The sequence below is a fragment of the Streptomyces sp. NPDC086549 genome (assembly GCF_044746205.1).
In the GTDB taxonomy this organism is placed as follows: Bacteria; Actinomycetota; Actinomycetes; order Streptomycetales; family Streptomycetaceae; genus Streptomyces.
Genome location: NZ_JBIVBS010000002.1, coordinates 422,521 through 448,310, shown reverse-complemented (window position 1 = coordinate 448,310; position 25,790 = coordinate 422,521). Strand labels below are relative to the sequence as shown.

Annotated in this window: 24 protein-coding genes; 9 read left to right on the top strand and 15 right to left on the bottom strand. The window is 70.1% G+C overall.

Annotated features, from left to right (window positions below; genetic code table 11):
* Nucleotides 1-53: 53 nt before the first annotated feature.
* The 4 genes from ACIPSA_RS08700 to ACIPSA_RS08685 form a co-directional block, all read right to left on the bottom strand.
* Nucleotides 54-743: an ABC transporter ATP-binding protein gene (locus ACIPSA_RS08700; RefSeq protein ID WP_402630540.1), complete on the bottom strand. Its 690-nt coding sequence runs from the start codon at nt 741-743 to the stop codon at nt 54-56.
* On the bottom strand, nt 740-1,264 hold the full coding sequence (locus tag ACIPSA_RS08695) for a PadR family transcriptional regulator (RefSeq protein ID WP_402630537.1): 525 nt from the start codon (nt 1,262-1,264) through the stop codon (nt 740-742). The genes ACIPSA_RS08700 and ACIPSA_RS08695 overlap by 4 nt, the downstream gene beginning before the upstream one ends.
* A 116-nt stretch (nt 1,265-1,380) precedes the next feature.
* Entirely contained in the window at nt 1,381-1,617 is a 237-nt protein-coding gene (locus ACIPSA_RS08690) for a hypothetical protein (RefSeq protein WP_402630534.1), read from the bottom strand.
* Entirely contained in the window at nt 1,614-2,534 is a 921-nt protein-coding gene (locus ACIPSA_RS08685) for an SPFH domain-containing protein (protein WP_402630532.1), read from the bottom strand. The genes ACIPSA_RS08690 and ACIPSA_RS08685 overlap by 4 nt, the downstream gene beginning before the upstream one ends.
* 262 nt (nt 2,535-2,796) lie before the next feature.
* On the opposite strand from ACIPSA_RS08685, the gene ACIPSA_RS08680 reads away from it, so the two are divergent.
* Nucleotides 2,797-5,175: a transglycosylase domain-containing protein gene (locus tag ACIPSA_RS08680; RefSeq protein WP_402630529.1), complete on the top strand. Its 2,379-nt coding sequence runs from the start codon at nt 2,797-2,799 to the stop codon at nt 5,173-5,175.
* Nucleotides 5,176-5,236: 61 nt separating this feature from the next.
* On the opposite strand, the gene ACIPSA_RS08675 is transcribed toward ACIPSA_RS08680, so the two are convergent.
* From ACIPSA_RS08675 to ACIPSA_RS08660, 4 genes are all read right to left on the bottom strand, one after another.
* A complete protein-coding gene (locus tag ACIPSA_RS08675; protein WP_402630526.1) occupies nt 5,237-7,345 on the bottom strand; it encodes a SpoIIE family protein phosphatase in 2,109 nt (702 codons plus the stop codon).
* Between the two features lie 284 nt (nt 7,346-7,629).
* Nucleotides 7,630-8,322, bottom strand: a complete 693-nt coding sequence (locus ACIPSA_RS08670; protein ID WP_402630523.1) for a DUF402 domain-containing protein — start codon at nt 8,320-8,322, stop codon at nt 7,630-7,632.
* An 84-nt stretch (nt 8,323-8,406) separates the two neighbouring features.
* Nucleotides 8,407-9,792 (bottom strand): class II fumarate hydratase, encoded by a 1,386-nt coding sequence (locus ACIPSA_RS08665; protein WP_402630520.1) that lies wholly within the window; start codon nt 9,790-9,792, stop codon nt 8,407-8,409.
* A 390-nt stretch (nt 9,793-10,182) separates the two neighbouring features.
* A complete protein-coding gene (locus tag ACIPSA_RS08660) occupies nt 10,183-11,850 on the bottom strand; it encodes a fumarate hydratase (protein WP_402630517.1) in 1,668 nt (555 codons plus the stop codon).
* Between the two features lie 167 nt (nt 11,851-12,017).
* Here ACIPSA_RS08660 and ACIPSA_RS08655 point away from each other — a divergent pair, with 167 nt between their 5' ends.
* Nucleotides 12,018-12,719: a DUF1707 domain-containing protein gene (locus ACIPSA_RS08655; RefSeq protein WP_402630514.1), complete on the top strand. Its 702-nt coding sequence runs from the start codon at nt 12,018-12,020 to the stop codon at nt 12,717-12,719.
* A gap of 174 nt (nt 12,720-12,893) precedes the next feature.
* Nucleotides 12,894-13,271 carry a WhiB family transcriptional regulator gene (locus tag ACIPSA_RS08650; RefSeq protein ID WP_402630511.1) on the top strand — a complete coding sequence of 126 codons (378 nt, stop codon included), beginning with the start codon at nt 12,894-12,896 and terminating at the stop codon, nt 13,269-13,271.
* Nucleotides 13,272-13,362: 91 nt separating this feature from the next.
* Here ACIPSA_RS08650 and glpX read toward each other — a convergent pair whose 3' ends face one another.
* Nucleotides 13,363-14,397, bottom strand: a complete 1,035-nt coding sequence (gene glpX, locus ACIPSA_RS08645) for a class II fructose-bisphosphatase (RefSeq protein WP_402630508.1) — start codon at nt 14,395-14,397, stop codon at nt 13,363-13,365.
* A 126-nt stretch (nt 14,398-14,523) separates the two neighbouring features.
* On the opposite strand from glpX, the gene ACIPSA_RS08640 reads away from it, so the two are divergent.
* The gene (locus tag ACIPSA_RS08640; RefSeq protein ID WP_402630505.1) at nt 14,524-15,048 is read left to right on the top strand and encodes a DUF4245 domain-containing protein; all 525 of its coding nucleotides are present in this window, start codon (nt 14,524-14,526) and stop codon (nt 15,046-15,048) included.
* A 92-nt stretch (nt 15,049-15,140) separates the two neighbouring features.
* Here ACIPSA_RS08640 and ACIPSA_RS08635 read toward each other — a convergent pair whose 3' ends face one another.
* The 3 genes from ACIPSA_RS08635 to xseA form a co-directional block, all read right to left on the bottom strand.
* Nucleotides 15,141-15,731 (bottom strand): malonic semialdehyde reductase, encoded by a 591-nt coding sequence (locus ACIPSA_RS08635; RefSeq protein ID WP_402630502.1) that lies wholly within the window; start codon nt 15,729-15,731, stop codon nt 15,141-15,143.
* Between the two features lie 137 nt (nt 15,732-15,868).
* Nucleotides 15,869-16,108, bottom strand: coding sequence for an exodeoxyribonuclease VII small subunit (locus ACIPSA_RS08630; protein ID WP_402630499.1), 240 nt, complete (start codon nt 16,106-16,108; stop codon nt 15,869-15,871).
* Between the two features lie 9 nt (nt 16,109-16,117).
* Nucleotides 16,118-17,326 (bottom strand): exodeoxyribonuclease VII large subunit, encoded by a 1,209-nt coding sequence (gene xseA / locus ACIPSA_RS08625; RefSeq protein WP_402630495.1) that lies wholly within the window; start codon nt 17,324-17,326, stop codon nt 16,118-16,120.
* 69 nt (nt 17,327-17,395) lie between these two features.
* Between xseA and ACIPSA_RS08620 the strand changes: the two genes are divergently transcribed.
* Both ACIPSA_RS08620 and ppgK read left to right on the top strand, forming a co-directional pair.
* Nucleotides 17,396-18,412 carry a 4-hydroxy-3-methylbut-2-enyl diphosphate reductase gene (locus ACIPSA_RS08620; protein WP_402630493.1) on the top strand — a complete coding sequence of 339 codons (1,017 nt, stop codon included), beginning with the start codon at nt 17,396-17,398 and terminating at the stop codon, nt 18,410-18,412.
* A gap of 52 nt (nt 18,413-18,464) precedes the next feature.
* Nucleotides 18,465-19,211: a polyphosphate--glucose phosphotransferase gene (gene ppgK, locus ACIPSA_RS08615; protein WP_402630490.1), complete on the top strand. Its 747-nt coding sequence runs from the start codon at nt 18,465-18,467 to the stop codon at nt 19,209-19,211.
* A gap of 21 nt (nt 19,212-19,232) precedes the next feature.
* Here ppgK and ACIPSA_RS08610 read toward each other — a convergent pair whose 3' ends face one another.
* On the bottom strand, nt 19,233-19,766 hold the full coding sequence (locus ACIPSA_RS08610; protein WP_402630487.1) for a DUF6542 domain-containing protein: 534 nt from the start codon (nt 19,764-19,766) through the stop codon (nt 19,233-19,235).
* A gap of 173 nt (nt 19,767-19,939) precedes the next feature.
* Between ACIPSA_RS08610 and ychF the strand changes: the two genes are divergently transcribed.
* A complete protein-coding gene (gene ychF / locus ACIPSA_RS08605; RefSeq protein WP_402630484.1) occupies nt 19,940-21,028 on the top strand; it encodes a redox-regulated ATPase YchF in 1,089 nt (362 codons plus the stop codon).
* 65 nt (nt 21,029-21,093) lie between these two features.
* Here the strand turns inward: ychF and ACIPSA_RS08600 are convergent, their stop codons facing one another.
* Nucleotides 21,094-21,675 carry a Uma2 family endonuclease gene (locus ACIPSA_RS08600; RefSeq protein ID WP_402630481.1) on the bottom strand — a complete coding sequence of 194 codons (582 nt, stop codon included), beginning with the start codon at nt 21,673-21,675 and terminating at the stop codon, nt 21,094-21,096.
* Between the two features lie 448 nt (nt 21,676-22,123).
* Between ACIPSA_RS08600 and ACIPSA_RS08595 the strand changes: the two genes are divergently transcribed.
* A complete protein-coding gene (locus ACIPSA_RS08595) occupies nt 22,124-23,545 on the top strand; it encodes an arylsulfotransferase family protein (protein ID WP_402630478.1) in 1,422 nt (473 codons plus the stop codon).
* Nucleotides 23,546-23,592: 47 nt separating this feature from the next.
* Here ACIPSA_RS08595 and ACIPSA_RS08590 read toward each other — a convergent pair whose 3' ends face one another.
* Complete coding sequence (locus ACIPSA_RS08590) at nt 23,593-24,735, bottom strand: FHA domain-containing protein (protein WP_402630475.1); 1,143 nt, start codon at nt 24,733-24,735, stop codon at nt 23,593-23,595.
* Between the two features lie 124 nt (nt 24,736-24,859).
* On the opposite strand from ACIPSA_RS08590, the gene ACIPSA_RS08585 reads away from it, so the two are divergent.
* Nucleotides 24,860-25,789 carry a hypothetical protein gene (locus ACIPSA_RS08585; protein ID WP_402630472.1) on the top strand — a complete coding sequence of 310 codons (930 nt, stop codon included), beginning with the start codon at nt 24,860-24,862 and terminating at the stop codon, nt 25,787-25,789.
* The last annotated feature ends 1 nt before the right edge of the window (nt 25,790 follow it).

Here is a 25,790-nt window from a genome sequence, read left to right as displayed (position 1 = left end):
CCGCCCCCAAGCTCTCGGCTCCGCTCGAGCAGGGAGGTGCCCCCCCTTTCCGTTCATACCGCGCGCTCCATGTCCCGGGACTTCCCGTCCCGTACGACGATCTCGCGGTCGGAGTAGGCGGCCACCCGTGCCTCGTGGGTCACGAGTACGACGGCCGCGTTGGTCGACCGGGCTGCCTCCGTCAGCAGCTCCATCACGCGCTCGCCGTTGAGCGAGTCGAGCGCGCCGGTCGGCTCGTCGGCGAACAGCACCCGCGGTTCGGTGACCAGCGACCGCGCCACGGCGACCCGCTGCCCCTGGCCGCCGGAGACCTCACCGGGCCGCTTGCCCTTCAGGTCGTCGACCTCGAGGCGCTCCATCCAGCTCAGCGCCGCCCTCTCGGCCGCCTTGCGGGAGGTGCCGTTCAGCCGCAGCGGAAGGGCGACGTTCTCCACGCAGGTCAGCTCCGGCACGAGCTGCCCGAACTGGAACACGAACCCGAACTCGGAGCGCCGTAGCGCGCTGCGCTGTGCGTCGCTCATGGTCGCCATCTCACGCCCGTCGTACATGATCGAGCCCGAGTCGGGCGTCACGATCCCGGCGAGGCAGTGCAGCAGCGTCGACTTGCCGGACCCGGACGGGCCCATCACGGCGACGACCTCACCGGGGTGGATGGAGAACTCGGCGCCGTCGAGCGCGACGGTCGGCCCGTACGCCTTGCGCAGCTGCTCGGCGGCGAGCAGGGAACCGGGAGGAGGGGTCATCGGGCCACCGCCTCACGGAGCTTGTCGAGGCGCGCGGCGGTCAGCTCCAGCCAGCGCAGGTCCGCCTCCAGGTGGAACAGTGCGTGGTCGCAGATCAGCTGGTCCGCCAGGTCGCCCCTGCGCTTGCGGTCGGTCAGGATCCGCATGCTGCGCAGGTGCTCGGAGCGCTGGGTGTCGAGGATGTCGGCCGCGTTCCGGTGGGTCAGCAGCGCGAGGACGACCTTGGTGTAGAGCGTCGACTGGAGGTATTCCTCCGGCTTCTCCGGAGTCGCCAGCCACCGCTCCACGTCGGTGACCCCGGCGTCCGTGATCGCGTAGCGCTTCCGCTCGGGGCCGTCGCCCGCCTCGATCCCGTCGACTTCGACGAGCCCGTTCTTCAGCAGTCGGGACATCGTCGAGTAGACCTGGCCGTAGTGCAGCGGCCGGTCGTGACCGAACTTCTCGTCGAAGGCCCGCTTCAGGTCGTAACCGTGTCGCGGGCCGGACTCCAGGAGTCCTAGAAGGGTGTGACCGATGGACATGCGGAGCACTCTACACACGGTGTATACGCAGTATGTATACGTCGAGTGTGCAGGTCGTGGCGGGGGGTAGGCCTCCGCAGGTAGGGACCGATTGTCACGGTTCTGCTACACGGCGGTCAGTTCGACTCCGGGGGCCGTCCGCGGCGGGGAATGGGGCCGGCGTCCCGGGGCAGCCGCCCGGACTCCGCCAAGGCCTTGCGCAGCAGAAACTCGATCTGCGCGTTGGCCGAGCGCAGTTCGTCCCCGGCCCAGCGGGCGAGCGCCTCGTACACCAATGGGTCCAGCCGCAGCAGCACCTGCTTGCGCTGCTGCGGCCGGCGCTTGGGCGTGGCGCCCTCGGCGGGATCCGTCACTGGTACAGGGTCCCAGTGTTCAGTACGGGCTGCGGTGCCCTGTCTCCGCACAGCACCACCATCAGGTTGGACACCATCGCCGCCTTGCGCTCCTCGTCCAGCTCCACGATGTCCTGCTCCGCGATCCGGGCGAGTGCCGCCTCGACCATGCCGACCGCTCCGTCGACGATCTCCCGCCGGGCCGCGACGACCGCGCCGGCCTGCTGCCGCTGGAGCATCGCCGAGGCGATCTCGGGCGCGTACGCGAGGTGCGTGAAGCGGGATTCGATGATCCGCACACCGGCCGCCTCCACGCGCGCGTGCAGCTCGGCCGCGAGCTTCTCGGTGATCTCGTCGGCGTTGCCGCGCAGCGACAGCCCGTCCTCGTCGTGGGCGTCGTAGGGGTACTCGATGGCGATGTGCCGTACGGCCGTCTCGGTCTGCGTGGCGACGAACTCGGAGTAGTCGTCCACCTCGAAGACGGCCTGGGCGGTGTCCTGGACCTTCCAGACGACGACCGCGGCGAGCTCGATCGGGTTGCCGTAGGCGTCGTTGACCTTGAGGACCGCGGTCTCGTGGTTGCGCACCCGGGTGGAGATCCGGGTCCGCGAGGTGAAGGGGTTCACCCAGCGCAGGCCGTCCTGCCGGATCGTCCCCCGGTACCGGCCGAAGAGCTGGACGACCCGCGCCTCGCCCGGCGCCACCGTGTTCAGCCCGCGCATCGCGATGACGGAGGCGAGGAGGACGAGCGCGCCCGCGGCGGCCAGTGCGCCCTTGACGCCGGGCGTCGCCTCGATCGCCGAGGAGGTGGCTATGAGGCCGACGGCGGCCGCCAGGCCGACCAGTCCGAGCAGCAGCGCGAGTCCGCCGCCGATGCTGTGCGCGGTGAACTCCCGCACGCGTGGGGCGGGCATCTCGGGTACGTCGTGTGTGGACATGGGTGGTCCCCCCGTTCGTCTGGCAAAGGTCGCGCGGCGCTCGCTCATCTAGCGTCGGCCTATCTAAGTGATAACACTTTATCGCGCAGAAGCAACCTCGCGCCCCGTTCGCACGTCGGTTCCCTTGGGGCGGGGTGCTGATTGTCACGTCCGTAAAAGAGCGGATCAGACGCCCTTTGTCATATAGAGCGGTGTTAGCTTTCTGAGCTGACCTGAGCCAGGACCTGTGCGACAGCCGAGACGGAGCGGAGCAGACGTAGTCATGGGACGAGCGGAAGAGAGACGAGCGCGACAGCGCGGTGGCCACCGCGCGGCGCCCAGGAGCCGCTCGTCGGAAGCGCCGGCCGGACAGACCCCGCAGGCCCCGCCCGCCCAGCAGGCCCAGCAGGCCCAGCAGGGCAGGCGGGCCAAGTCGGCCAAGCCTGCCAAGCCCGCCAAGAGTTGGATACGCAGGCTGTTCACCTGGAAGAAGATCCTCGGCACGTTCCTGGGCTTCTGCCTGCTGTGCATCGGCGGCTTCTTCGTGCTCTACATGCTGGTGGACGTGCCCAGTGGCAACCCGGCCGCAAAGCGCCAGAGCAATGTCTACAAGTTCAGCGACGGCACGATCCTGGCCCGTGACGGCAAGGTCAACCGCGAGATCGTGGACCTCACCAAGGTGCCGAGGAAGGTCCAGCTGACCTTCGTGGCGGCCGAGAACAAGTCCTTCTACAGCGACCCCGGCATCGACTTCCGGGGTACCGCCCGTGGTCTGATCAACACGCTCTCGGGCAAGGGCAAGCAGGGTGGTTCGACGATCACCCAGCAGTACGTCAAGAACTTCTACCTGAACCAGGACCAGACCGTCACGCGCAAGCTGAGGGAACTGGTCATCTCGTTGAAGGTGGAACGCGAGACGTCCAAGGACGACATCCTCGCGGGCTACATCAACACCAGCTACTACGGCCGCAACGCCTACGGCATCCAGGCCGCGGCGCAGGCCTACTACCGGGTCGACGCCCAGAAGCTGTCGGTCTCACAGGGCGCGTACCTCGCCTCCCTGCTCCAGGCGCCGAGCCAGTACGACTGGGCGGTCGCGTCCGACACCGGCAAGAGGCTGGTGAAGGCGCGCTGGAACTACGTCCTGAACAACATGGTCGAGGAGGGCTGGCTGACCAAGGCCAAGCGCGACGCCATGACGTTCCCGTACCCCAAGGCCCCCAAGGGCGCCCCCGGTCTGGAAGGACAGAAGGGCTACCTGGTCGAACTCGCCAACCACCAGCTGGAGAAGCAGCTGATGGAGTCCGAGGGCCTGAACCAGTCCCAGGCGGAGGCCGCGGTGGTCGACCAGGGCTGGACCATCACCCTGAACATCGACCGGAAGAAGCAGGACGCGCTGGAGAAGGCCGTCAAGGCCGAACTGACCAGCAAGCTCGACGCCAAGAAACGCAAGGTCGACGGCAACGTCCAGGCCGGCGCGGTCTCCGTCGACCCCAAGACGGGCAAGATCGTCGCGCTGTACGGCGGCATCGACTACTACAAGCACTACATCAGCAACGCGACCCGCCCGGACTTCCAGCCCGCGTCGACGTTCAAGCCGCTGATCCTCGCCGCGGCGCTGGAGGACGACGCCAAGACCCAGGACGGCAAGGAGATCACCGCCGACACGGTCTACAGCGGCAAGAGCCGCCGCCCGGTCGTGGACAACGGCACCAAGGTCGGCTTCGCCCCGCCCAACGAGGACGACCAGAACTACGGCCCCATCACGGTCCAGACGGCGATGAACAAGTCCGTCAACTCGGTCTTCGCCCAGATGGGCGTCGACGTGGGCATGGACAACGTGATGAGCACCGCCAAGAAGCTGGGCATGGACACCAAGGGCATGCAGGCGGTGCCCGCGCAGACGCTGGGCTCCATGGGCGCCAGCCCGCTGGAGATGGCCGGCATCTACGCCACCTTCGACAACCACGGCTACAAGGTGACGCCGTCCATCGTCAAGTCGGCGGAGAAGAAGAACCGCACGGTCGACATACCCAACCCGATCGGCGGCTCGGTGATCAGCCGCACCGCCGCCGACACGGTGACCTCGGTACTGACCGGCGTGGTCAACGACGGTACGGCCAGCACGTCGGTGGCGAAGAACTCGCTGCGCGACGGCCAGCAGGTGGCGGGCAAGACCGGAACCTCCGACGAGAACCGGTCCGCCTGGTTCACCGGCTACACCCCCGACCTGGTCACCTCGGTGGGCCTGTTCGGCGAGGACAAGAAGACCCAGAACCACGTCTCGCTGAAGGGCGCGACCGGACTCCCGGTCCCCGGCCTCCGGGTCAACGGCGGCGGCTACCCGGCGAAGATCTGGGCGGCGTACACCTTCGGCGTCACGGACAAGGCGAAGTTCGACCTGAACACCACGCAGGGCGCGGCCGTCGAGCCGACCGATATCCCGAGCTGGACGGAGAAGCCCTCGGAGACCCCGTCCCAGACCCCGACCTCCCAGTCGCCGACCCCGTCCGACACGCCGACGCAGTCCCCGACCCAGCCCCCGACCACACAGCCGCCGACCCAGCCCCCGACGACCAGGCCGCCGACGACGACGTCCCCGCCGGCCACACCGACGGACGGTGTCACGGACGACCCGCTGAACCCGGCCGACCAGCAGTGACGCCAGAGGGCGCCCGGAGACCCCGGGCGCCCTCTGCGCTTCTCCCGCCTTCGACCGGGCCCTAACCCCGGTTCAGTTCGAACCAGACGACCTTTCCGGTGCTCAGCCGTGTCGCGCCCCACCGCCTGGCCAGCTTGTTCACCAGGTACAGTCCGCGCCCGCCCTCGTCCGTCGCCCGCGCCTGCCTGAGCCGCGGCAGCTGCGGCACGTCGTCGCCGACCTCGCAGCGCAGCACGTCGGTGCGCAGCAGACGAAGGGTGACCGGACGGGAGGCGTAGCGCACGGCGTTCGTCACGACCTCGCTGACCAGGAGCTCGACCGAATCGCTGAGCTCCTCCAGGCCCCAGCGGTCCAGCGCGCGCCGGGCCAGCCGGCGGGCCCGGCCGGGGGCCGCGTCCTCCGGCTCCAGGAACCAGTACGCCACATCGCTCGGCGCGATCCCGTCGAAGCGGGCGGCGAGCAGCGCGATGTCGTCGTCCCGGTCGCCCGGACCGAGCATGTCGAGCACTTCGTCGCACAGGGCTTCAAGGGGCGGCGGATGATCGGGGCCGGTCAGCTGCGCGGTCGCGGCGAGCTTCTCGCGCAGCTGCTCTATGCCGGTCCACACGTCCCGCAGCCGGGACTCGACCAGGCCGTCGGTGTAGAGGAGCAGCGTGGCCCCGGCGGGCGCGTCCAGCTCGACGGCCTCGAAGTCGACCCCTCCGACGCCGATGGGCGCGCCCGGCGGCACCCGCAGCACCTCGGCCCGTCCGCCCAGGTGCAGCAGCACGGGCGGGGGGTGGCCGGCGTTGGCGATGGTGATGCGGTGCGAGACCGGGTCGTAGACGGCGTACAGGCAGGTCGCCATCCGGTCGTGGCCCAGCCGCTGCGCCTGCTCGTCCAGGTGGTGCAGCACCTCCTGCGGCGGCAGGTCGAGCCCGGCCAGGGTCTGCGCGGTGGTGCGCAGCTGGCCCATGATCGCGGCGGAGGTCATGGAGTGCCCCATGACGTCGCCGACGACGAGCGCGACCCGGCTGCCGGGCAGCGGGATGGCGTCGTACCAGTCGCCGCCGACCCGGGCGGTCTCGGCCGCGGGGAGGTAGCGGGAGGCCAGCCGTACACCTGTGGGGCGGGGCAGGGTCTCCGGGAGCATGGTGCGCTGGAGTTCGTCGGCGATGTAGGCCTCGCGGCCGTACAGCACCGCCTTGTCGATGCCCAGGGCGCTGTGCGTGGCCAGCTGGGCGGCGACCAGCAGGTCGTCGGCCTCGAAGGCCAGGCGCTCCGGGCGGCGCAGGAAGAGCGCGGCACCGATGACACGGCGGCGGCCGCGCAGCGGGGCGAGGATCGCGTGCTGTCCGTCGGGTACGACCGACTCGCCGCTCTCACCCAGGAGTTCGGGCAGCGCGGCGCGGGCGGCCGGCGAGTCGGCGAACACCGGACGTACCCCGCGCAGCACCTCGTTCAGCGCGCCGCCGGGCCGCACCTCGCACAGCTCGGCGGTCAGCGAGGACAGCTCCGACAGCCCTGTCAGCTCCGACGGCTCCGGCTCCGGGACCTGCACGGGCAGGAAGCCGCCCTCGGTGTCACGTTCCTCCGGAATCCGGTCCGTGCGCCGCAGCCGCAGCACGACGGGGCCGGTGGGGCGCTCGTCGCCGACCGGCAGCGGGTCGCGCAGATAGACGAGGATCGCGTCCGAGAACGTCGGCACGGTGGCCCGGCACAGGCCCATCACGATCTCGTCGAGGTCGATGCCGCGCGCGATCCGACGGGTCGCGGCGCCCACGAACCGCAGCCGGTCCCCGTCCCGCCGCATCGGCATCGGCCGTCCGGGCGGCAGCCCCCGCCCGATACGGCGGTCCTGGCCGCCGACGGCCCGCTCCTGCTCGGCGCCGGGCTGGGGCGGGATGCCCTCCGGCGCGGGCGCGGGACGCGGGCGGTGGGTGTCGGGCTCGGCGGCGGCCGGCTGGGAGTGCTCGGGGCCGTTGACTGGGGGCTCCTTCCCCTTGCCGCGGGGCGTGCTCGTACCCGACGACGAGGGCGTCTCGCCGGTGCGGGCCTGTGCGGGTAAGGCGGTGGCACCGAGCGGCTTCGGGGAACGCAGGAGCGCCCCGCGGTGCTCCGCGGGGTCGGCGCCCGCCTGGGGGCGCTCGTAGGAGGGGGTGGGGTGCTCCGTCACGCGTGTCGAATCCATCCGTCCGGGGCTGCGCGCCGCGCGCGCAGTTCGTCCCGCAGAAATCCCGATACCCGGAATACGTGCCCCAGGAACGGAATTCCCGCGTGGTCAGAGGTTGTTCCTGTGCCGTAGGCGTACCGTTTCCGGTCCCCAGGGCCTGCGTTGCCCTCGTACCCCTCGCTCACGTCCTGCCGCCCCTCGGTGACGTTCGGTCAAGCCCGGCGCATGCTCCGGGAGTTGTGGCTGCGCTGCCCTTGCGGAGGACGATCCTACGGTTGCGGTCCGGGGGCGCAGCAAGGGTCTCATGAGGACACGTGCGCAGGCGTACGGTCCCAGTCCTCCGGGAGTGAAGGTACAGCCCAGGAGGGATTCGGGCGCCAGTGCTGCCAGCCGTCCGAGAACGGTGGGCCCCAGGCGCCGATCACCTCCACCGCGGCCTGCCCCGCCTCCCACACCTGTTCGGCGAGCCGGAGGTCCATCAGCCCGTCCCGCTGGGCCTGCGCGAACTCGTCCTCGTCGCGCCAGTGCCAACTGCGGTCCGGGTGGACGGAGATGTCCAGAAAGTGGTCCTCGGAGTCCACTCCGCCGTCCCAACGGGCCAGCGGTTCCTCAAGATTGACGTACCAGTTCTTGAACCGCCAGCCCGACTCCCAGAACAGCCACACCGACCAGGGCTGACCGGGCCGGGCCAGCTTCAGCACCCCCGTGCCGTACCAGCGGTCGAGCTGCACGGTGCGCGGCTTGGTGTACCGGGACTCCAGCGGCTCGATGTGCACCGGTGTGCCGTCGGCGAGCACGGGCTTCACGCACTCGGTGCCCGGTGCCATCCACACGGCGAGCAGCTCCGCGTCGTCCCGTACGACGGTGACGGGGCGCGCGATGTGGAAGCGCTCGCCGGCGTTCTCCCGGTACCGCCACAGGATGTGACTCCCGGGGGCCCAGAAGCCCGTCGCGCCGCCCGCTTCCACGCGTCTCACCGCTCCACCGTCCGCCATGCACAGATATTAGGTGCCGTAGGCATACGACGCTGCGGTGCGCGTCACGGTTCTGGCCCGGCGGCGGCAATGGTCCGCGATCGGTTACGGATGCGTCATACGCAGGACATCCAGCGCCTCGTCGAGCTGCTCCGGAGTCAGCGCGCCGCGCTCCACGTACCCGCCCTCCAGCACCACTTGACGAATGGTCTTCCGTTCCGCGAGGGCTTTCTTGGCCACCTTCGCGGCCTCCTCGTACCCGATGTACTTGTTGAGCGGAGTGACCACGGAGGGTGACGACTCGGCGTACTCGCGGGCCCGCTCCCGGTTGGCGGTGATCCCGTCGACGGTCCGGTCGGCGAGCAGCCGGGAGACGTTGGCGAGCAGCCGGACCGACTCCAGCACGTTCTTCGCGATGACCGGAAGCATCACATTGAGCTCGAAGTTCCCGGACGCCCCGGCGGTCGTGATGGTCACGTCGTTGCCGATGACCTGCGCGCAGACCATGAGGACGGCCTCGGGAATGACGGGGTTGACCTTGCCGGGCATGATCGAGGACCCGGGCTGGAGGTCGGGGAGCTGGATCTCGGCGAGCCCGGTCCGCGGCCCCGAGGCCATCCACCGCAGATCATTGGAGATCTTCGTCAGTCCGACGGCGATGGTCCGCAGCTGCCCGCTGGTCTCGACGATCCCGTCGCGTGCCCCCTGCGCCTCGAAGTGGTCCCGGGCCTCGGTGAGCGGCAGCCCGGTGGCGCGGGCGACCTCCTCGATGACGGCGGCGGAGAAGCCGGGCGGCGTGTTGATGCCCGTTCCCACCGCCGTCCCGCCGAGCGGCAGCTCGGCCAGCCGCGGCAGGGAGGCCCGAAGCCGCTCGACGCCGTACCGCACCTGGGCGGCGTACCCCCCGAATTCCTGCCCCAGGGTCACCGGCGTGGCGTCCATCAGGTGGGTCCGCCCGGACTTCACGACATCCGTGAACTCCTCGGCCTTGCGCTCCAGGGAGCCGGCGAGGTGCTCCAGGGCCGGGATCAGGTCACGGGTGACGGCGGCGGTGGCGGCGATGTGCAGGGAGGAGGGGAAGACGTCGTTGGACGACTGCGAGGCGTTGACGTGGTCGTTCGGATGCACGTCCCGGCCGAGCCGCTCGCCGGCCAGGGTGGCGATGACCTCGTTGGTGTTCATGTTGGACGAGGTCCCGGACCCCGTCTGGAACACGTCCACCGGGAAGTGCTCGTCCCACTTCCCCTCGGCCACCTCTTCGGCCGCCTCCTGGATGGCCTCGGCGATGTCCTTGTCGAGCACCCCGAGCCCGGCGTTGATCTTCGCCGCGGCCCCTTTGATCCGGGCGAGGGCCTCGATGTGGGCCCGCTCGATGCGCTGACCGGAGATCGGGAAGTTCTCGACGGCACGCTGGGTCTGCGCCCGCCACTTGGCCTCGGCGGGGACGCGGACCTCGCCCATGGAATCGTGCTCGATGCGGTATTCGCTCATGCCGGTTACAGCGACCGGAGTGGTGCGGATGTTCCGGGCTGTGGCCCGGTAGCGGTACCGGGAGGGGCGGAGGCATCACTCGGCCCGTCCGGCGTTTGAGGACGAGAGAGGTCACGCCGAAAAAGAGCTCTGGGGCGGAGCCCTGACGGGGTGCGGGGGCGGAGTCCCGACGGGGTTCAGCGGTGGAGTCCCGTGAGGGTGCGGGAGCGGAACCCCGCGAGGGGTGCAGGGGACGTAGTCCCCGCCGGGGTTCGGGGCGGAGCCCCGTGGCGGCCACTTCTGGGCCCACCGAGTCGGGCGGGCGGGTGGGCAGGAGCAGGGGCGGAGCCCCTGGGACGGGACGGGCAGGGGCGGCGGGGGCGACGTCCCGCCCCCGCCGCACCGGTGGCGTTACGCCAGGCCCGGCCCCCGCACCGGAATCGTCGTGAACGTCGGAGCCGGAGCGGGATCCTGGAAGAAGTCGTTGCCCTTGTCGTCGACGACGATGAACGCCGGGAAGTCCTCGACCTCGATCTTCCAGACGGCCTCCATGCCGAGCTCCTCGTACTCGACGACCTCGACCTTCTTGATGCAGTCCTGGGCGAGGCGGGCGGCCGGGCCGCCGATGGAGCCGAGGTAGAAGCCGCCGTGCGTGCCGCACGCGTCCGTGACCTGCTTGCTGCGGTTGCCCTTGGCGAGCATCACCTTGGAGCCGCCCGCCGCCTGGAACTGCTCGACGTAGGAGTCCATGCGGCCGGCCGTCGTCGGGCCGAAGGAACCGGAGGCGTAGCCCTCGGGGGTCTTCGCCGGACCCGCGTAGTACACCGGGTGGTCCTTCAGGTACTGCGGCATCTCCTCACCCGCGTCCAGCCGCTCCTTGATCTTGGCGTGCGCGATGTCACGGGCCACGACCAGCGGGCCGGTGAGGGACAGACGGGTCTTGACCGGGTACTTGGTCAGCTCGGCCAGGATGTCGTCCATCGGCTGGTTCAGGTCGATGCGGACGACGTCCCCGTCGGACGCCAGGTGCTCGTCCGTGGTCTCCGGCAGGAACCGCGCCGGGTCCGTCTCCAGCTGCTCCAGGAACACGCCCTCGGCGGTGATCTTCGCGACGGCCTGACGGTCCGCCGAGCAGGACACCGCGATCGCGACCGGGCAGGACGCGCCGTGCCGCGGAAGGCGGACCACACGCACGTCGTGGCAGAAGTACTTGCCGCCGAACTGCGCGCCGATGCCGATCTTCTGGGTGAGCTCGAAGACCTTCTCCTCCAGCTCCTTGTCCCGGAAGCCGTGACCGAGCTCCGAGCCCTCCGAGGGGATCTCGTCCAGGTAGTGCGCGGAGGCGTACTTCGCCGTCTTCAGCGCGTACTCGGCGGACGTGCCGCCGACGACGATCGCCAGGTGGTACGGCGGGCAAGCGGCCGTACCCAGCGAACGGATCTTCTCCTCCAGGAACTTCATCATGGAGGCCTCGTTCAGGACGGCCTTCGTCTCCTGGTACAGGAAGGACTTGTTGGCGGAGCCGCCGCCCTTCGCCATGAACAGGAACTTGTACGCGCCGCCGTCGGTGGCGTACAGCTCGATCTGCGCCGGAAGGTTGGAGCCGGTGTTCTTCTCCTCCCACATGGTGAGCGGAGCCATCTGCGAGTAGCGCAGGTTCAGCTTGGTGTAGGCGTCGTAGATGCCGTGGGAGAGCGCCTTCTCGTCCCCGCCCTCGGTGAGGACGTTCTGGCCGCGCTGGCCCATGACGATCGCCGTGCCGGTGTCCTGGCACATGGGCAGCACGCCGGCCGCCGCGATGTTCGCGTTCTTCAGCAGGTCCAGGGCGACGAACTTGTCGTTCGCCGACGCCTCCGGGTCGTCGATGATGCGGCGAAGCTGTGCCAGGTGGGCCGGGCGCAGGTAGTGCTGGATGTCGTGGATGGCCTCCGCGGCCAGCTTGCGCAGCGCCTCCGGCTCCACCTTGAGGAAGGTCCGCCCGTCGGCCTCGAAGGTGGAGACACCCTCGGAGGTCACCAGCCGGTACGGGGTGGTGTCCTCTCCCTGGGGGAGCAGATCGGTGTACGCGAACTCAGGCATCTCAGCCCATTCCTCACTCGACAGACGGCGCCCGCCGACGCTGGCGGGCGCTCACCAGCGTAGAACCTGCCGCCGGCACGGAACCTGTGAGGTAAGGCTCAGTTCGCGACGCGCGGGGTTGTCCACACCCCTAGTCGCGATCTATCGCGTTTCGGTACGCTGCTGCCGTGGACCTTCAGAAGCACACCCAGCAGGAGTACGCGGCGCCTCCCGTCGCCGAACTGCGCGCCTCGGACGCCGACCGTGACCGCATCGCCGACATCCTGCGTGACGCCCTCGCCGAGGGGCGCCTGACCGCCGACGAGCACGCCGAGCGCGTGGAGGGGGTGCTGGCCGCCAAGACGGTCGGTGAGCTGGAGGTCTTCATACGGGACCTGCCCGCCGCCCATGAGCGTCCGGCCGCCTCGGTCTACGCGCCCGCACCGCCCCGCCCCACGCCCGGTGCGATACCGGTCGAGGCCGACGCCAACGTTGTCGCCGTGTTCAGCAGCGCCATGCGCCGGGGGCGCTGGCGCGCCGGGCGCCGCCTGCACGCGTTCGCGATCTTCGGCACCGTCGAGATCGACCTCAGCGAGGCGATCTTCGAGTACCAGCAGGTTGTGATCAAGGCGGTGTCGGTCTTCGGGGACGTCCAGATCCGCGTCCCGGAGAACGTGTCGCTGCGCGGCACCGGCGGCGGTGTCCTCGGCAACTTCGAGGTGTCCCCACTGGATTCGGCCGAGTCGGAGGCGCCTGTCGTCTATGTGGACGGGTGGGCCGTGCTGGGCAATGTGGAGGCGCGACCGAAGCGCGGAAAGCTCGTCGCGGACATCCTCGACCGTGTTCAGGGCAGGGTCGACCGGACTTTGCGCAAACATCTCGACCGTTGACGATTGCGAATCGGATCGGATCCGGAACGAATCGGCGCTCGGACAGGCGGCGCACAGGGTCGTGAACAAGCCGCCGCGCTCCTGCGGCTCGGAACGCTGTGCATAGGCGTGCGCACAGCGGGTAGGGCTTGCACCATCGTCTCTCGCTCGCGAAGCCGTCGTCAGGAGTAGACCGTGCTGCAACCGCCGCATTCGTCCTTGCAGGTCGCTGCCGTTCCGGCCCAGCGGGTGCCGGCGCGGGACAGGGACCAAGACGCACCCTGGCACACCGAAGCGGTGTGCCGGCGCGACGAGGCCGGCCTGTTCTTCGCCCCCTCCAAGGAACCCACCGCCGCGAGGCTGTCCCGCGAGGAGGCCGCCAAGCGGGTCTGCGCGCGCTGTCCGGTGATGGTCGAGTGCCGCGAGCACGCGCTGCTGCAACCCGAGCCGTACGGCGTCTGGGGCGGCCTCACCGCCGCCGAGCGCCGTGTGGTCCTGGCCCGTCGCCGCCGCCGGGACATGGAGCTGAAGAAGGCGGCACGCGCGACCAGCCGCATAGCGGCGGCGGGCTAGCCCTACTGACCTGGCACCCCAGGTACGGGAAGGGGCGCCCCCTCCGCACCAGGGGGCGCCCCTTGCGATGCCGACGGGTCGGCGGAGCCTGCTACTTCGCCCTGTCGAAGTCGATCGCGCTGTAGGCGCGCAGCTTGCTAAGCCGGTGCTCGGAGTTGATCCGGCGGACCGTGCCGGACTTGGAGCGCATGACGATCGAGTCGGTCGTCGCGGTCTCGGAGCGGTAGCGCACGCCCTGCAGCAGCTCGCCGTCGGTGATGCCGGTGGCGACGAAGAAGACGTTCTCACCGGAGACCAGGTCGTTCGTGGTGAGCACGCGGTCGAGGTCGTGCCCGGCGTCGATGGCCCGCTGCCGCTCCTCGTCGTCCTTCGGCCACAGCTTGCCCTGGATGGTGCCGCCCAGGCACTTCACGGCGCAGGCCGAGATGATGCCCTCGGGCGTGCCGCCGACGCCCAGCAGCAGGTCGACGCCGGTGCCCTCGCGCAGCGCGTAGATCGAGCCGGCGACGTCGCCGTCCGAGATCAGCTTGATGCGCGCGCCGGCCTCCCGGACCTCCTTGATGAGGCCTTCGTGGCGCGGCCGGTCGAGGATGACGACGGTGACGTCCTCGGGCGTGGCGCGCTTGGCCTTGGCGATCCGGCGGATGTTGACGGCCACGGGCGCGTCGATGTCGACGAAGTCGGCGGCCTCCGGCCCGGTGACCAGCTTGTCCATGTAGAAGACGGCGGACGGGTCGAACATCGAGCCGCGGTCGGCGGCGGCGAGCACCGCGATCGCGTTCGGCATGCCCTTGGCGGTCAGTGTGGTGCCGTCGATCGGGTCGACGGCGATGTCGCACTCGGGGCCGGTCCCGTCACCGACGCGCTCTCCGTTGAAGAGCATCGGTGCCTCGTCCTTCTCGCCTTCGCCGATGACGACGACGCCGTTCATCGAGACGGTGGAGACGAGGGTCCGCATGGCACGCACGGCGGCACCGTCGGCGCCGTTCTTGTCGCCGCGCCCGACCCAGCGGCCTGCGGCCATGGCGGCGGCTTCGGTCACCCGGACGAGTTCCAGGGCGAGGTTGCGGTCAGGAGCCTCGGAGGGTACTTCGAGCTCGGACGGCAGATGATGATTCTCGGTCATCGGAGCGCACCTTTCTGATACGACGACGGCCGGATGAGGGGTTTCCTCACGACTCTATCGTTAGGCAGACAAAATGAGCAGGGCCCCCCACGGATGAGCGCACCGGACACCTGCGACGATAGGGGCGTGGCAGGTTCGAACGGCAAGCAGAAGACGGTCCGGGACATGATTCTCTCCCTGGGCCTCATCGGGATCGCGGCGGGCGTCATCTACCTCTTCATCCCGCACGACGACCACGCTCCCGACATCGCGCGGGTGGACTACCGCGTGGAGCTCCTCACCGCGCGCCGCGCGGCGAGTTACCCGGTGGCCGCGCCCGAGGGCCTGCCGGACACCTGGAAGGCGACCTCCGTGCGTTTCCAGGGGGCGGACTCCGACCGCTGGCACCTGGGCTTCCAGAACCCCGCCGGTGAGTACGTCCAGGTCGAGCAGTCCACCCAGAAGCGCGCGGACTTCATCGAGACGGCCAGCCAGGGCGCGAAGGCGACCAAGGCCTCCGAGAGGATCGGCGGCCGCACGTGGACCCGCTACACCGGCGGCCGCTACGACGCCCTCGTACTGGAGGACACACCCGGCTCCACGACGGTGGTGGCGGGCACGGCTTCGTTCGCGCAGCTGACGAAGATGGCGGAGGCGCTGAAGATGGCGTGAGCGCCCGCGCGTACGAGACCCGCGCGTACGAGAGAGGCCCCCGGCGGTGTTCGAATCACCGTGCCGGGGGCCTCTCTCGTACGCGTTGCGTGTCAGACGGTGGTGATGACGTCGTCGTACGCCAGTCGCGGCGAGCGCGGGAACCAGGCGTCGTCGCCCGGCTTGCCGATGTTGACGACCATCAGCGGGGCGTGGTCGTCGTCCAGGAACTCCTTCTGGACGCCGGCGAAGTCGAGGCCGGTCATCGGGCCGGCGGCCAGGCCCGCGGCGCGGACGCCGATGATGAAGTACGCGGCCTGGAGGGCGGCGTTCAGCGCGGCGGCACCCTCACGGGCCGAGCGCTCGCCGAAGAAGACGTCCTTGGCCTGCGGGAAGTGCGGGAAGAGGGCCGGCAGCTCCTCGTGGAACTCGTTGTCCGCGGAGAGGATCGCGACCAGCGGGGCGGTGGCCGTCTTGGCCTGGTTGCCCTCGGCCATGTGCTTGACCAGGCGTTCGCGGGCCTCGGGGGAGCGGACCAGGGTGATGCGCAGCGGGGACTGGTTGAAGGCGGTCGGACCGTACTTGACGAGGTCGTAGATCGCCTGGACCTGCTCCTCGGTCACCGGCTCGTCGGTGAAGGTGTTCGCGGTGCGAGCCTCGCGGAACAGCAGGTCCTGGGCGGCGGGGTCAAGAACGAGAGACATGCGTCAACTTCCTCGAATGCGCGTCCGGTCCCGGAGTGCCGGTCCGGCTTACGGGACCGAACGTACGCCAGAGAAGTTCAAGGTTCAATCAAAACCGGGGCATGGTGATCCGCTTCACAACCGACCGGCGCATATCGCTAGTCGCCCGCCCCTTCCGTCTCCTCGGCCTCTTCCTCTTCCTCGGCCAGAGCCGCGTCCAGCCGGGCCCGCGCCCCCTCCAGCCAGCGGCGGCACACCTTGGCCAGCTCCTCGCCGCGCTCCCACAGGGCCAGGGACTCCTCCAGGCTCGTACCCCCGGCCTCCAGCCGTCGTACGACCTCGATCAGCTCGTCCCGCGCCTGCTCGTAGCCGAGCGCCTCATCCACCTTGCCGGTCATCCACTCACCCTAAGAATCGACTCGTACGGAGAACTCACCCTCGGCGACCCGCGCCCGCAGCGCCTCGCCCGCCGTCACCTCGTCCGGGTCCCGCACCACATGGCCGTCGGACTTCTGCAGCACCGCGTAACCGCGCTTCAGCGTCGCCGCGGGGGAGAGGGCCACCACGCGCGCGTGCGTGTGCGTCAGCTCGGAGTCGGCCCGGTCGAGGAGGTGTCCCAGGGTGCGCCGGGAGCGCTCGACCAGCGACGCGACATGGTCCGCCCGCTCGTCGACCATGCGGTGCGGATCCTCCATCGAGGGCCGGGCCAGCGCATGGGCCAGCCCGCGCTCCTCCCGCTCGATGAAGACCCCCACGCACCGCCGGGCCCGGTCCCGCAGCAGGCGCACGCGCTCGAACTCCTCGCCCACGTCCGGTACGACCTTCTTGGCGGCGTCCGTCGGTGTCGAGGCGCGCAGGTCGGCGACATGGTCGAGCAGCGGGTTGTCCGGTTCGTGCCCGATGGCGGACACGACGGGCGTACGACAGGCGGCCACCGCGCGGACGAGCTGCTCGTCGGAGAAGGGCAGCAGATCCTCGACGCTGCCGCCGCCGCGCGCGACGATGATCACGTCGACCTCCTCCATCCCGTCGAGCTCCTTCACCGCCTGCACCACCTGCGGCACCGCGTGCACACCCTGCACCGGGACGTTGCGCACCTCGAAGCGGACGGCGGGCCAGCGGTGGCGGGCGTTCTCCAGGACGTCCCGCTCGGCGGCCGAGGCCCGGCCGCAGACCAGGCCGATGAGCTGGGGGAGGAAGGGCAGCGGCTTCTTGCGCTCGGGCGCGAAGAGCCCCTCCGCCGCGAGCGTCTTCTTCAGCTGCTCCAGCCGGGCCAGCAGCTCCCCGACCCCCACGGGCCGTATCTCCGCGGCCCGCAGCGACAGCTGCCCGCGCGGGGCGTACCACTCGGGCTTCGCGAGGACGACGACCCGGGCACCCTCGCCCACGACGTCCGCGACGGCGTCGAACACCTGCCGGTAGCAGGTGACGCTCACCGAGATGTCGTACGACGGGTCCCGCAGGGTCAGGAACACCACCCCGGCACCCGGCCGCCGCGACAACTGCGTGATCTGCCCTTCGACCCACACCGCCCCGAGCCGGTCGATCCAGCTCCCGATGAGCCGCGACACCTCACCGACGGGCAGCGGTGCGTCCGCGGACGTGTTGACAGCCATGCGCCGAGAGTAACGGGCACCACCGACAATCCCCCTCGCCCGATCTTCGGCCTCCGGGGCGGCCTTACGATGGTGCCCATGACTGCTTCGCCTGGCCGCCGTGTCCTGCTCGCCGCCCCCCGTGGCTACTGCGCGGGTGTGGACCGCGCCGTGATCGCCGTCGAGAAGGCCCTGGAGCAGTACGGGGCCCCGATCTATGTCCGGCACGAGATCGTCCACAACAAGTACGTCGTGCAGACCCTGGAGAAGAAGGGCGCGATCTTCGTCGAGCAGACCGAGGAGGTCCCGCCGGGGAACATCGTCATGTTCTCCGCGCACGGGGTCGCCCCCGTGGTGCACGAGGAGGCCGAGCGCGGCCGTCTCGCCACCATCGACGCCACGTGCCCCCTGGTCACCAAGGTCCACAAGGAAGCCGTCCGCTTCGCCAACGAGGACTACGACATCCTCCTGATCGGGCACGAGGGCCACGAGGAGGTCATCGGTACCTCCGGCGAGGCCCCCGAGCACATCCAGCTCGTCGACGGCCCCGGGGACGTCGCCAAGGTGGAGGTCCGCGACCCTTCCAAGGTCGTCTGGCTGTCGCAGACCACGCTCTCCGTCGACGAGACCATGGAGACCGTCGACGCCCTGAAGGAGAAGTTCCCGCAGCTCATCTCCCCGCCGAGCGACGACATCTGCTACGCCACGCAGAACCGTCAGCTCGCGGTGAAGCAGATGGGCGCCGAGGCGGAGCTGGTGATCGTGGTCGGCTCCCGCAACTCCTCCAACTCCAAGCGGCTCGTCGAGGTCGCCAAGCTGGCCGGCTCCCGCGAGGCCTACCTCGTGGACTTCGCCGACGAGATCGACGAGGCCTGGCTGGAGGGCGTGACCACGGTCGGCGTCACCTCCGGCGCCTCCGTCCCGGAGGTCCTGGTCGAGCAGGTCCTGGAGTGGCTCGCCGAGCGCGGCTACGCGGACGTCGAGATCGTCAAGGCGGCCGAGGAGTCCATCACCTTCTCGCTGCCCAAGGAACTCCGCCGCGACCTGCGCGAGGAGGCGGCGGTCCTGGTCGCCGAGCGCGGCGGCTCGGGTACGTCGGACGCGTGACCTGCGGGATGCCCGAAGCGTGACCGTCAGTCGTACGACGTAACGTAGAGCCATGCAGATCTTCGGCGTGGACATCGGTGGATCCGGGATCAAGGGTGCCCCTGTGGACCTGGAGCGGGGCGACCTGGCGGAGGAGCGCTTCAAGGTGCTCACTCCGCACCCGGCGACGCCCGACGGGGTGGCCGACGGGGTGAAGGAGGTCGTCGAGCACTTCGGCTGGACGGGCCCGGTCGGGCTCACCTTCCCGGGCGTGGTCACCGGCGGCGCCACGATCCGTACGGCCGCCAACGTGGACAAGAGCTGGATCGACACGGACGCGCGCGCGTTGTTCAGCGACCGTCTGGGCGGCCACGACGTGACGGTCGTCAACGACGCGGACGCGGCCGGCGTCGCCGAGATGAACTTCGGCGCGGGCCGCGACCGCCGGGGCACGGTCATCCTGCTGACCTTCGGCACCGGCATCGGCAGCGCCCTCTTCGTCGACGGCGCCCTCGTCCCGAACACCGAGCTGGGCCACCTGGAGCTGAGCGGCCACGACGCGGAGACGCGGGCCTCCAGCAAGGCCAAGGAGGACAACAACATGACGTGGGAGCACTGGGCCCGCCGTGTCCAGAAGTACCTCGCCCACGTCGAGATGCTGTTCTCCCCCGAGCTGTTCATCGTCGGCGGCGGCGTCAGCCGCAAGTCCGACAAGTTCCTGCACCTCATCGAGGGCATCAAGGCGGAGATCGTCCCGGCGCAGCTGCAGAACAACGCGGGGATCGTGGGGGCGGCGATGCGGGCGGCCAAGCACGGATAGCACAGCGGGCCAGGAGTGCGCTCACGCCCGTCGCCGGCGCCTGACCAGCCGGATCCTCCGTACGATCACAATCACACCGGCGACGAGCGTCCCCCCGTACAGCCACCCGGCCTGCGTGGCGAGCCCCGTCACCAGGCCCATCAGCCGCCCGGCGGTCCCCCCGCTGCTGTCGACGACGGGCAGCAGCCCCGCCGCGAACGCGATCGGCACGACGACGGGCGCGGTCATCAGATCGCCCCCGCGCACCCACATCGCGGTCAGCACGCACACCGGCAGGAACAGCACGCCGTACACCGTCGGGGATGCCCCGAACAGCAGCTCGTCGAGACAGCCCAGCAGGAACATCACCACCCCGCAGAACAGCCCGCTGCCGAGCCCGGTGAGCCGGGGATTGGGCATCCGCCGTTGCGGCTGTACCGGTCGTACGGGTCGTGCCGGACCCGAGGCGGGCCGCCGTAGGCCCTCCGGGCGGCGTCTCGCCTGGGGCGGCAGCGACGCTCGGGGCGTGCCGCGTCGCGGTCCGTGCTGCGGGGGTCGCGTCCTGTGTTGCTCCACTGGACCAACTTAGGTCTGTTTATGTGTCGAATCGCCCCTCAGACACGCCGTTGGACAGAGCTTGCCGCAGCGTTCGACAGGGCCACCGGGGCCCGGCCCGGTACGCCGTAGACTGGTGGATCGGCCGGTCCCCTGGCCACACCTGGCCCTCTCCACATACGGGAAGTCGCAACGTGTCGCTCACGATCGGAATCGTCGGTCTGCCGAATGTCGGCAAGTCGACCCTGTTCAACGCCCTGACCAAGAACGACGTGCTCGCGGCCAACTACCCGTTCGCCACGATCGAGCCCAACGTGGGTGTGGTCGGCGTCCCCGACGCGCGCCTCACCAAGCTGGCCGAGATCTTCGGCTCGCAGCGGATCCTCCCGGCCACCGTCGACTTCGTCGACATCGCCGGCATCGTGCGCGGCGCCTCCGAGGGTGAGGGTCTGGGCAACAAGTTCCTCGCGAACATCCGTGAGTCCGACGCGATCTGCCAGGTCATCCGCGCCTTCAAGGACGAGAACGTCGTCCACGTCGACGGCAAGGTCTCGCCGAAGGACGACATCGAGACGATCAACACCGAGCTGATCCTCGCGGACCTCCAGACCATCGAGAAGGTCCTGCCGCGCCTCCAGAAGGAGTCGCGCATCAAGAAGGACGTCGCGCCGAAGGTCAAGGCCGTCGAGGAGGCCAAGGAGATCCTGGAGAAGGGCGACACCCTCTTCGCGCACGGCATCGTCCAGGGCACCGAGCGCAACGAACTGCTGCACGACCTGCACCTGCTCACCACCAAGCCGTTCCTCTACGTCTTCAATGTCGACGAGGACGAGCTGATGGACGACGACTTCAAGAACGAGCAGCGCGCCCTGGTCGCGCCCGCCGAGGCGATCTTCCTCAACGCCAAGCTGGAGGCGGACCTCGCCGAGCTCGACGAGGCGGACGCCATGGAGCTCCTGGAGTCGGTCGGCGCCACCGAGCCCGGCCTCGCCACCCTCGCCCGCGTCGGCTTCGACACGCTCGGCCTGCAGACCTACCTCACGGCCGGCCCGAAGGAATCCCGCGCCTGGACCATCAAGAAGGGCGCCACCGCCCCCGAGGCCGCCGGTGTCATCCACACCGACTTCCAGAAGGGCTTCATCAAGGCCGAGGTCATCTCCTTCGCCGACCTGGTGGAAACCGGCTCGGTCGCCGAGGCCCGCGCCAAGGGCAAGGCGCGGATGGAGGGCAAGGAGTACATGATGCAGGACGGGGACGTGGTGGAGTTCCGCTTCAACGTGTGACCGTCCAGGTCGGAAGGGGTCGAGCTCAGCTGAGCCCGGCCCCTTCCGTCGTCCCGCGCCGGCTTTCAGTTGCCCCGTGGCGGGGTGAGCTTGTCGAGGTCCAGGCTGATTTCGAAGGGCACGGGGCGTTCCAGCGTGCCTCGGAAGATGCCGGCGGGTGCGTAGGTGCCCGTGGGCTCATCGAGTTCGTAGACGTGGACGACGGGGGCGCCGTCCTCGTCCTCGATGCACCAGTAGTGCGGGATACCGGCTTCCGCGTACTTGCGGAGCTTGACCGTGCGGTCGCGGTGGGCGGACTCGGGGGAGACGACCTCGATGACGAGTCTCACCTCGTCCGGTGCGAACCAGGTGCGGTCTCCGTCGTAGTCAGCCGTCGTCAAGAGGAGATCCGGCTCGGGCCGGTTTCGCTCGTCGAGCTTTATGGTCATCTCGCGGCCGACTCTGACATCGCCGGGCGCCTGCTCCATGAGGGCGACGGTGAGCATGGTGACGAGGTGGCCGTGCCACCACCTCTGCGGCGACATCATGAAGACGAGGGCTCCGTCGATGAGCTCGGTATGGCGAGGTGCCTCGGGGAGGCGGTCCAGGTCCTCCGCGAACCAGCCTTCCGCGCGCGGCGGGCGCATCCAGTCGGGCAGTGCGGTCATAGCTCAACCGTAGCGACTCGGCAAGATCCGGGCACACGAGATCGTCAGTGGACGGGGTGGGCGCTCCGTCATATGTCCGGGTGAGTTCGCGCCTGCCGAACGGCCTACCCCGCGTGGCTTCGAGCGGGTGCGGGCGGTCCTCGCCGCTTACCTTCGCCCGGGGAGCAACTCCCGATCTTGTTGCCGGGTGCCAAGGAGGTCGGCGATGGCGTCGAGAGAGCCGTGGGCTCGGCGGTCAGGCAGAAGGGCCCGTCGCGCCCTGTGGGCCTGTGCGCTCGCTGCGGGGTGTGTCGTCGCGAGCTGCGTGCCGTCGGCCGCGACCGGTCCGCCGGAGGGCGCATCGCGCCTGTGCGCGACGACCCCCTTCCCGCCGTCGCAACCCACTCCGCCCCCGGTCCTGTCGGGCAGCGACGTCTGGAGTTTCGTCTCCGAGCCGGGCCTTCGCCCCATGCGGGTGACCGTCACGGCGAACAGGCCGGGGACGGCTCCCGGCAGCATCTTCGTCGCCCCGTTCAGCGCTGACCGGATGGTCGGCCAGACCGGGGCGCTCATTAACGACAAGTCCGGTGATCCGGTCTGGTTCCGCCCGCTGTCCTCGACGAACCTGCAGAACGCCGACTTCAGGGTCCAGACCTATTTCGACGGCCACGGGGACCAAGGACAACCGGTGCTGACCTGGTGGCAGGGCACCCTCGCGCTTCCCCCGGCGTATACGAACCTGCCGGCCGGCGCGCCGGAACCGGGCGGGTGCTACTACCTCTACGACACCCACTACCGCCTGCTCAGGACTGTCTCCGCCCAGCACGGCTACTACCCGGACGAGCACGAATTCACCCTGACCCGCAGGGGCACCGCACTGTTCATCGCCTCCAGACCGGTGCCCATGGATCTCACGCCCTACGGGGGACCGCAGAACGGAGCCATCGAGAACAGCGAGATCCAGGAGGTCGACCTCGCCACGGGCAGACTCCTCTACTCGTGGAACGCGCTGGACCACCTCGACCCCGCCGATTCCGAGGAGGCCGCCTCCAGCGCGTCGTCGTCGGGCGGGGTGTGGGACGCCTTTCACATCAACTCGGTCGACGAGGGTCCCGACGGCCGACTGCTGATCTCGGCCCGGAACATGTGGGCGATCTACGACGTCGCCAAGAAGTCCGGGAGGATCCGCTATCAGATCGGGGGGAAGAAGAGCGACTTCACCTTCGGCCCGAACGCGGACTTCTACTGGCAGCACGATGCCCGGTTCCGGCCGGGAAACCGGATCAGCATGTTCGACGACGGCTGCTGCGACCTGCCCGACGGCGCCCCCGAACAGCGGTCGCACGGCCTGATCCTCAACCTCGACTTCCGCGGCCGGAAGGCGACCGTGGACAGGGCCTACTACCACCAGCCGCCGCTGGAGTCGCCGACCCAGGGCAACACGCAGGCCCTCTCCAACGGCAACGAGTTCATCGGGTGGGGCCAGAGCCCGTACTACTCGGAGTACGCGGGTGCGGGGAACACCGAGGGCAACGCCTCACGGAACCTGCTCTACGACGCGAAGCAGCCGGGCTCCGACATCTCGTACCGGGCGTTCAGGAACGAGTGGACCGGCACGCCGTACTACCCGCCGAGTGCGGCGGCACGGTCCGACGGCGGCCACAGCGTCGTCTACGCCTCCTGGAACGGCTCGACCGAGACCAGGGCATGGCGGGTACTGGCCGGACCCGCCCCCGACTCCCTGTCGGTCGTCACCGCACATGCCCCTCGGTCCGGATTCGAGACCGCCGTCACCACGGACAACCCCGGACCGTACTTCCAGGTAAAGGCGCTGGACGCGCGGGGCAAGGTCCTTCGGTCCTCCCGCATCGTGACTCTCTCGCATGGATGAGACGGCCCTTGCGGAGAGCCCGGCCTCTGCGGAGAGTCCGGCACCCGTCAGTACATCCGGGTGACCGCGTCCGACCCCTCCCCGCTCGGCGGCGTCCTGCGCTGCCACTCCTGGGACAGCTCCGCCGGGAACCGGCGCCCGCTGCGGGCCAGGACCACACCCTCGGTCAGTTCCAGTTCGTCCCCGACGCGGAAGTCCCGCGAGGCGTCCTTCGGGAGTTCGTGCCAAGGGCCCGGACCGGACCTCCCCGCCGTCGCCCGCCACCGTGTGCCGAAGCTGCTCACGTCCCTGGCGCGCACCATGCCGCCCGCCACCCGCAGTTCGGCGTGGGCACGGCTGACGCGGGCGGCCAGGTCGCCGGGGAGGAGGTCGTGGAGGGCGATGTCACCGGTGCCCGGGGCCCGGCCGATCCGTACCGTCGAGCCGTCCTCCAGGGTGAAGCGGGCCGTGACCTTGCCGCCGACGAGCAGCTTCACCTGAGCGGTGGCGGTACGCGGGCCGTCGTCGACCAGTTCGAGACCGTGCTGCTCGCAGGTCGGGACGCCGCGGTGCATACGAGGCAGCAGGACGCGCGAGCCCTTGCGGGTGTCGTAGGTGGTGCAGCGGCGGTCGGGGCAGCGCCAGTTGCGGTCGACCACCTCGGAGCGCGGCTTGCGCCGGGGGCCGAGCAGGCCCTGCTTCTTCAGCGCGTCCTCCTCCGACTTGCGGGAGATCTCGTCGGGCCTGGCCACCCCCATGTCCAGCGGGACGAGCCGCACCGTGCCGCCCGGACCGGGCACCGGCTCCAGGAAGTCGTCCGTGTTGCCCTGGAGGAAGGGGTAGTCCTCGCGCGCACCCCGGTAGCGGTCGCCGGTGATGACCGGGATGCCGATCATCGCCCACAGTTCCAGGACCCGTTCGTCGGCGTCGCCCAGCTCCTCGACCAGGCCGCGCCGCACCCACTGCCCCAGCAGGCGCACGTCCGCCGGATCGGTGAACTCGTGGCGGCCGCCCAGGCGCAGGCTGCGGTCGGCCACCAGATACAGCTTGAGGTCGGGATCGCGGGCCAGCTCGACGGCCGCGTCGACGACGAGACCCAGCCTGCGCAGTGACCGCAGGCCGGGCTCGCCCAGGTCCTGGCGGCGCACCACGTTCGAGAGGTCGACGAGGAAGCAGGCTTCCTTGTAATTCGTCGTCAGATGCTTCTCCACAGGATTCCCCCGCTTCCTCGAAAGTCCCCACGCGCGGACCTGATGTGATGTTAATTACCTTACGGAGCATTGGTCTTGGTAACGGCGAGACTTGGGGGGCGATGTGTCCGGCTGGGGTTCCTTCGTGGACGAGACACCGCCCGAGCAGCCGTCCGGGGCCCGGGGCGGGGCTCATACGCCGAATCCCACCCCCGCCGCCGGGGGCTCCGACTGGGGTGTCTTCGTCGACGACGCCCACGAGCCCGTCACACCCGGTGCCCCGCGACCCGAACCCGCCCCGCCGTCCGGGGTGCCCACACCCACGCCCGAGGTCGTCGCCTCCCTGTTGAAGGCCGGTGAAACCCTGTGGGCACAGGTCGACGGCACCGTAGCGGTGCTCGGATCCGGCGTCGCGGTCACCGCCGTGTACGACGCCGAGCCCGACGGGTTCAGCGGCTGGCGGCCGGTCACGGTCCTCGACCCGGCCGCGCTCACCGTCCGCCCTGTTTCGCTGTCCCTGGCCGAACCGCCCGTGGGCGCCGCCACCTCCGTCGCCGAGCTCTACTCGGACACCGAGCCCCTGGACACCGCCCGGCCACACCGTGCCGCGCCCTTCCCGGTCGGCCAAGGGCCGGACGTGGAGGCCCTGTTGAACCGGGCGGCGGAGGAGGAGCGGGCACGGGTGCGGGCCGAGGCCGCCGTGGCCGCGCAGCGCGCCGAAGCCGAACTGGCAGCGGCCCGACGCGAGGCGGCCGAACGCGCCGAGGTGGCCGAACGGCACGCCCGCGCACGCGAGGAACGCGCCCAGGAGGAGGTGCGGCGGGCCAGGGACGAGGCCGCCCGGCAGGTCGCCGAGGTCCGGGCCGAGTCCCAGCGGCAGGTCGCCGCCGCCCGCGACGAGGTCGGGCAGGCCGTGCAGCACTGGCAGTTCCGGACGCAGCAGGCGGAGAGCGAGCGGACCCGGCTGACCGAGGAGCTGAACCGGGCCAACCGCGCGGGCCTCCAGCGGCTCGTGCTCGTCGGCGTCCTCGCCGTGATCGCGGTCGTCCTGGCCGTCGTACTCAAGGCGGCCTGAG

Coding starts and splice junctions, on each gene's coding strand:
- ACIPSA_RS08700 (WP_402630540.1), bottom strand. CDS start 743: ATGACCCCTCCTCCCGGTTCCCTGCTCGCCGCCGAGCAGCTGCGCAAG.
- ACIPSA_RS08695 (WP_402630537.1), bottom strand. CDS start 1,264: ATGTCCATCGGTCACACCCTTCTAGGACTCCTGGAGTCCGGCCCGCGA.
- ACIPSA_RS08685 (WP_402630532.1), bottom strand. CDS start 2,534: ATGTCCACACACGACGTACCCGAGATGCCCGCCCCACGCGTGCGGGAG.
- ACIPSA_RS08680 (WP_402630529.1), top strand. CDS start 2,797: ATGGGACGAGCGGAAGAGAGACGAGCGCGACAGCGCGGTGGCCACCGC.
- ACIPSA_RS08675 (WP_402630526.1), bottom strand. CDS start 7,345: ATGGATTCGACACGCGTGACGGAGCACCCCACCCCCTCCTACGAGCGC.
- ACIPSA_RS08670 (WP_402630523.1), bottom strand. CDS start 8,322: ATGGCGGACGGTGGAGCGGTGAGACGCGTGGAAGCGGGCGGCGCGACG.
- ACIPSA_RS08665 (WP_402630520.1), bottom strand. CDS start 9,792: ATGAGCGAATACCGCATCGAGCACGATTCCATGGGCGAGGTCCGCGTC.
- ACIPSA_RS08660 (WP_402630517.1), bottom strand. CDS start 11,850: ATGCCTGAGTTCGCGTACACCGATCTGCTCCCCCAGGGAGAGGACACC.
- glpX (WP_402630508.1), bottom strand. CDS start 14,397: ATGACCGAGAATCATCATCTGCCGTCCGAGCTCGAAGTACCCTCCGAG.
- ACIPSA_RS08635 (WP_402630502.1), bottom strand. CDS start 15,731: ATGTCTCTCGTTCTTGACCCCGCCGCCCAGGACCTGCTGTTCCGCGAG.
- ACIPSA_RS08630 (WP_402630499.1), bottom strand. CDS start 16,108: ATGACCGGCAAGGTGGATGAGGCGCTCGGCTACGAGCAGGCGCGGGAC.
- xseA (WP_402630495.1), bottom strand. CDS start 17,326: ATGGCTGTCAACACGTCCGCGGACGCACCGCTGCCCGTCGGTGAGGTG.
- ACIPSA_RS08620 (WP_402630493.1), top strand. CDS start 17,396: ATGGTGCCCATGACTGCTTCGCCTGGCCGCCGTGTCCTGCTCGCCGCC.
- ppgK (WP_402630490.1), top strand. CDS start 18,465: ATGCAGATCTTCGGCGTGGACATCGGTGGATCCGGGATCAAGGGTGCC.
- ACIPSA_RS08600 (WP_402630481.1), bottom strand. CDS start 21,675: ATGACCGCACTGCCCGACTGGATGCGCCCGCCGCGCGCGGAAGGCTGG.
- ACIPSA_RS08595 (WP_402630478.1), top strand. CDS start 22,124: ATGCGGGTGACCGTCACGGCGAACAGGCCGGGGACGGCTCCCGGCAGC.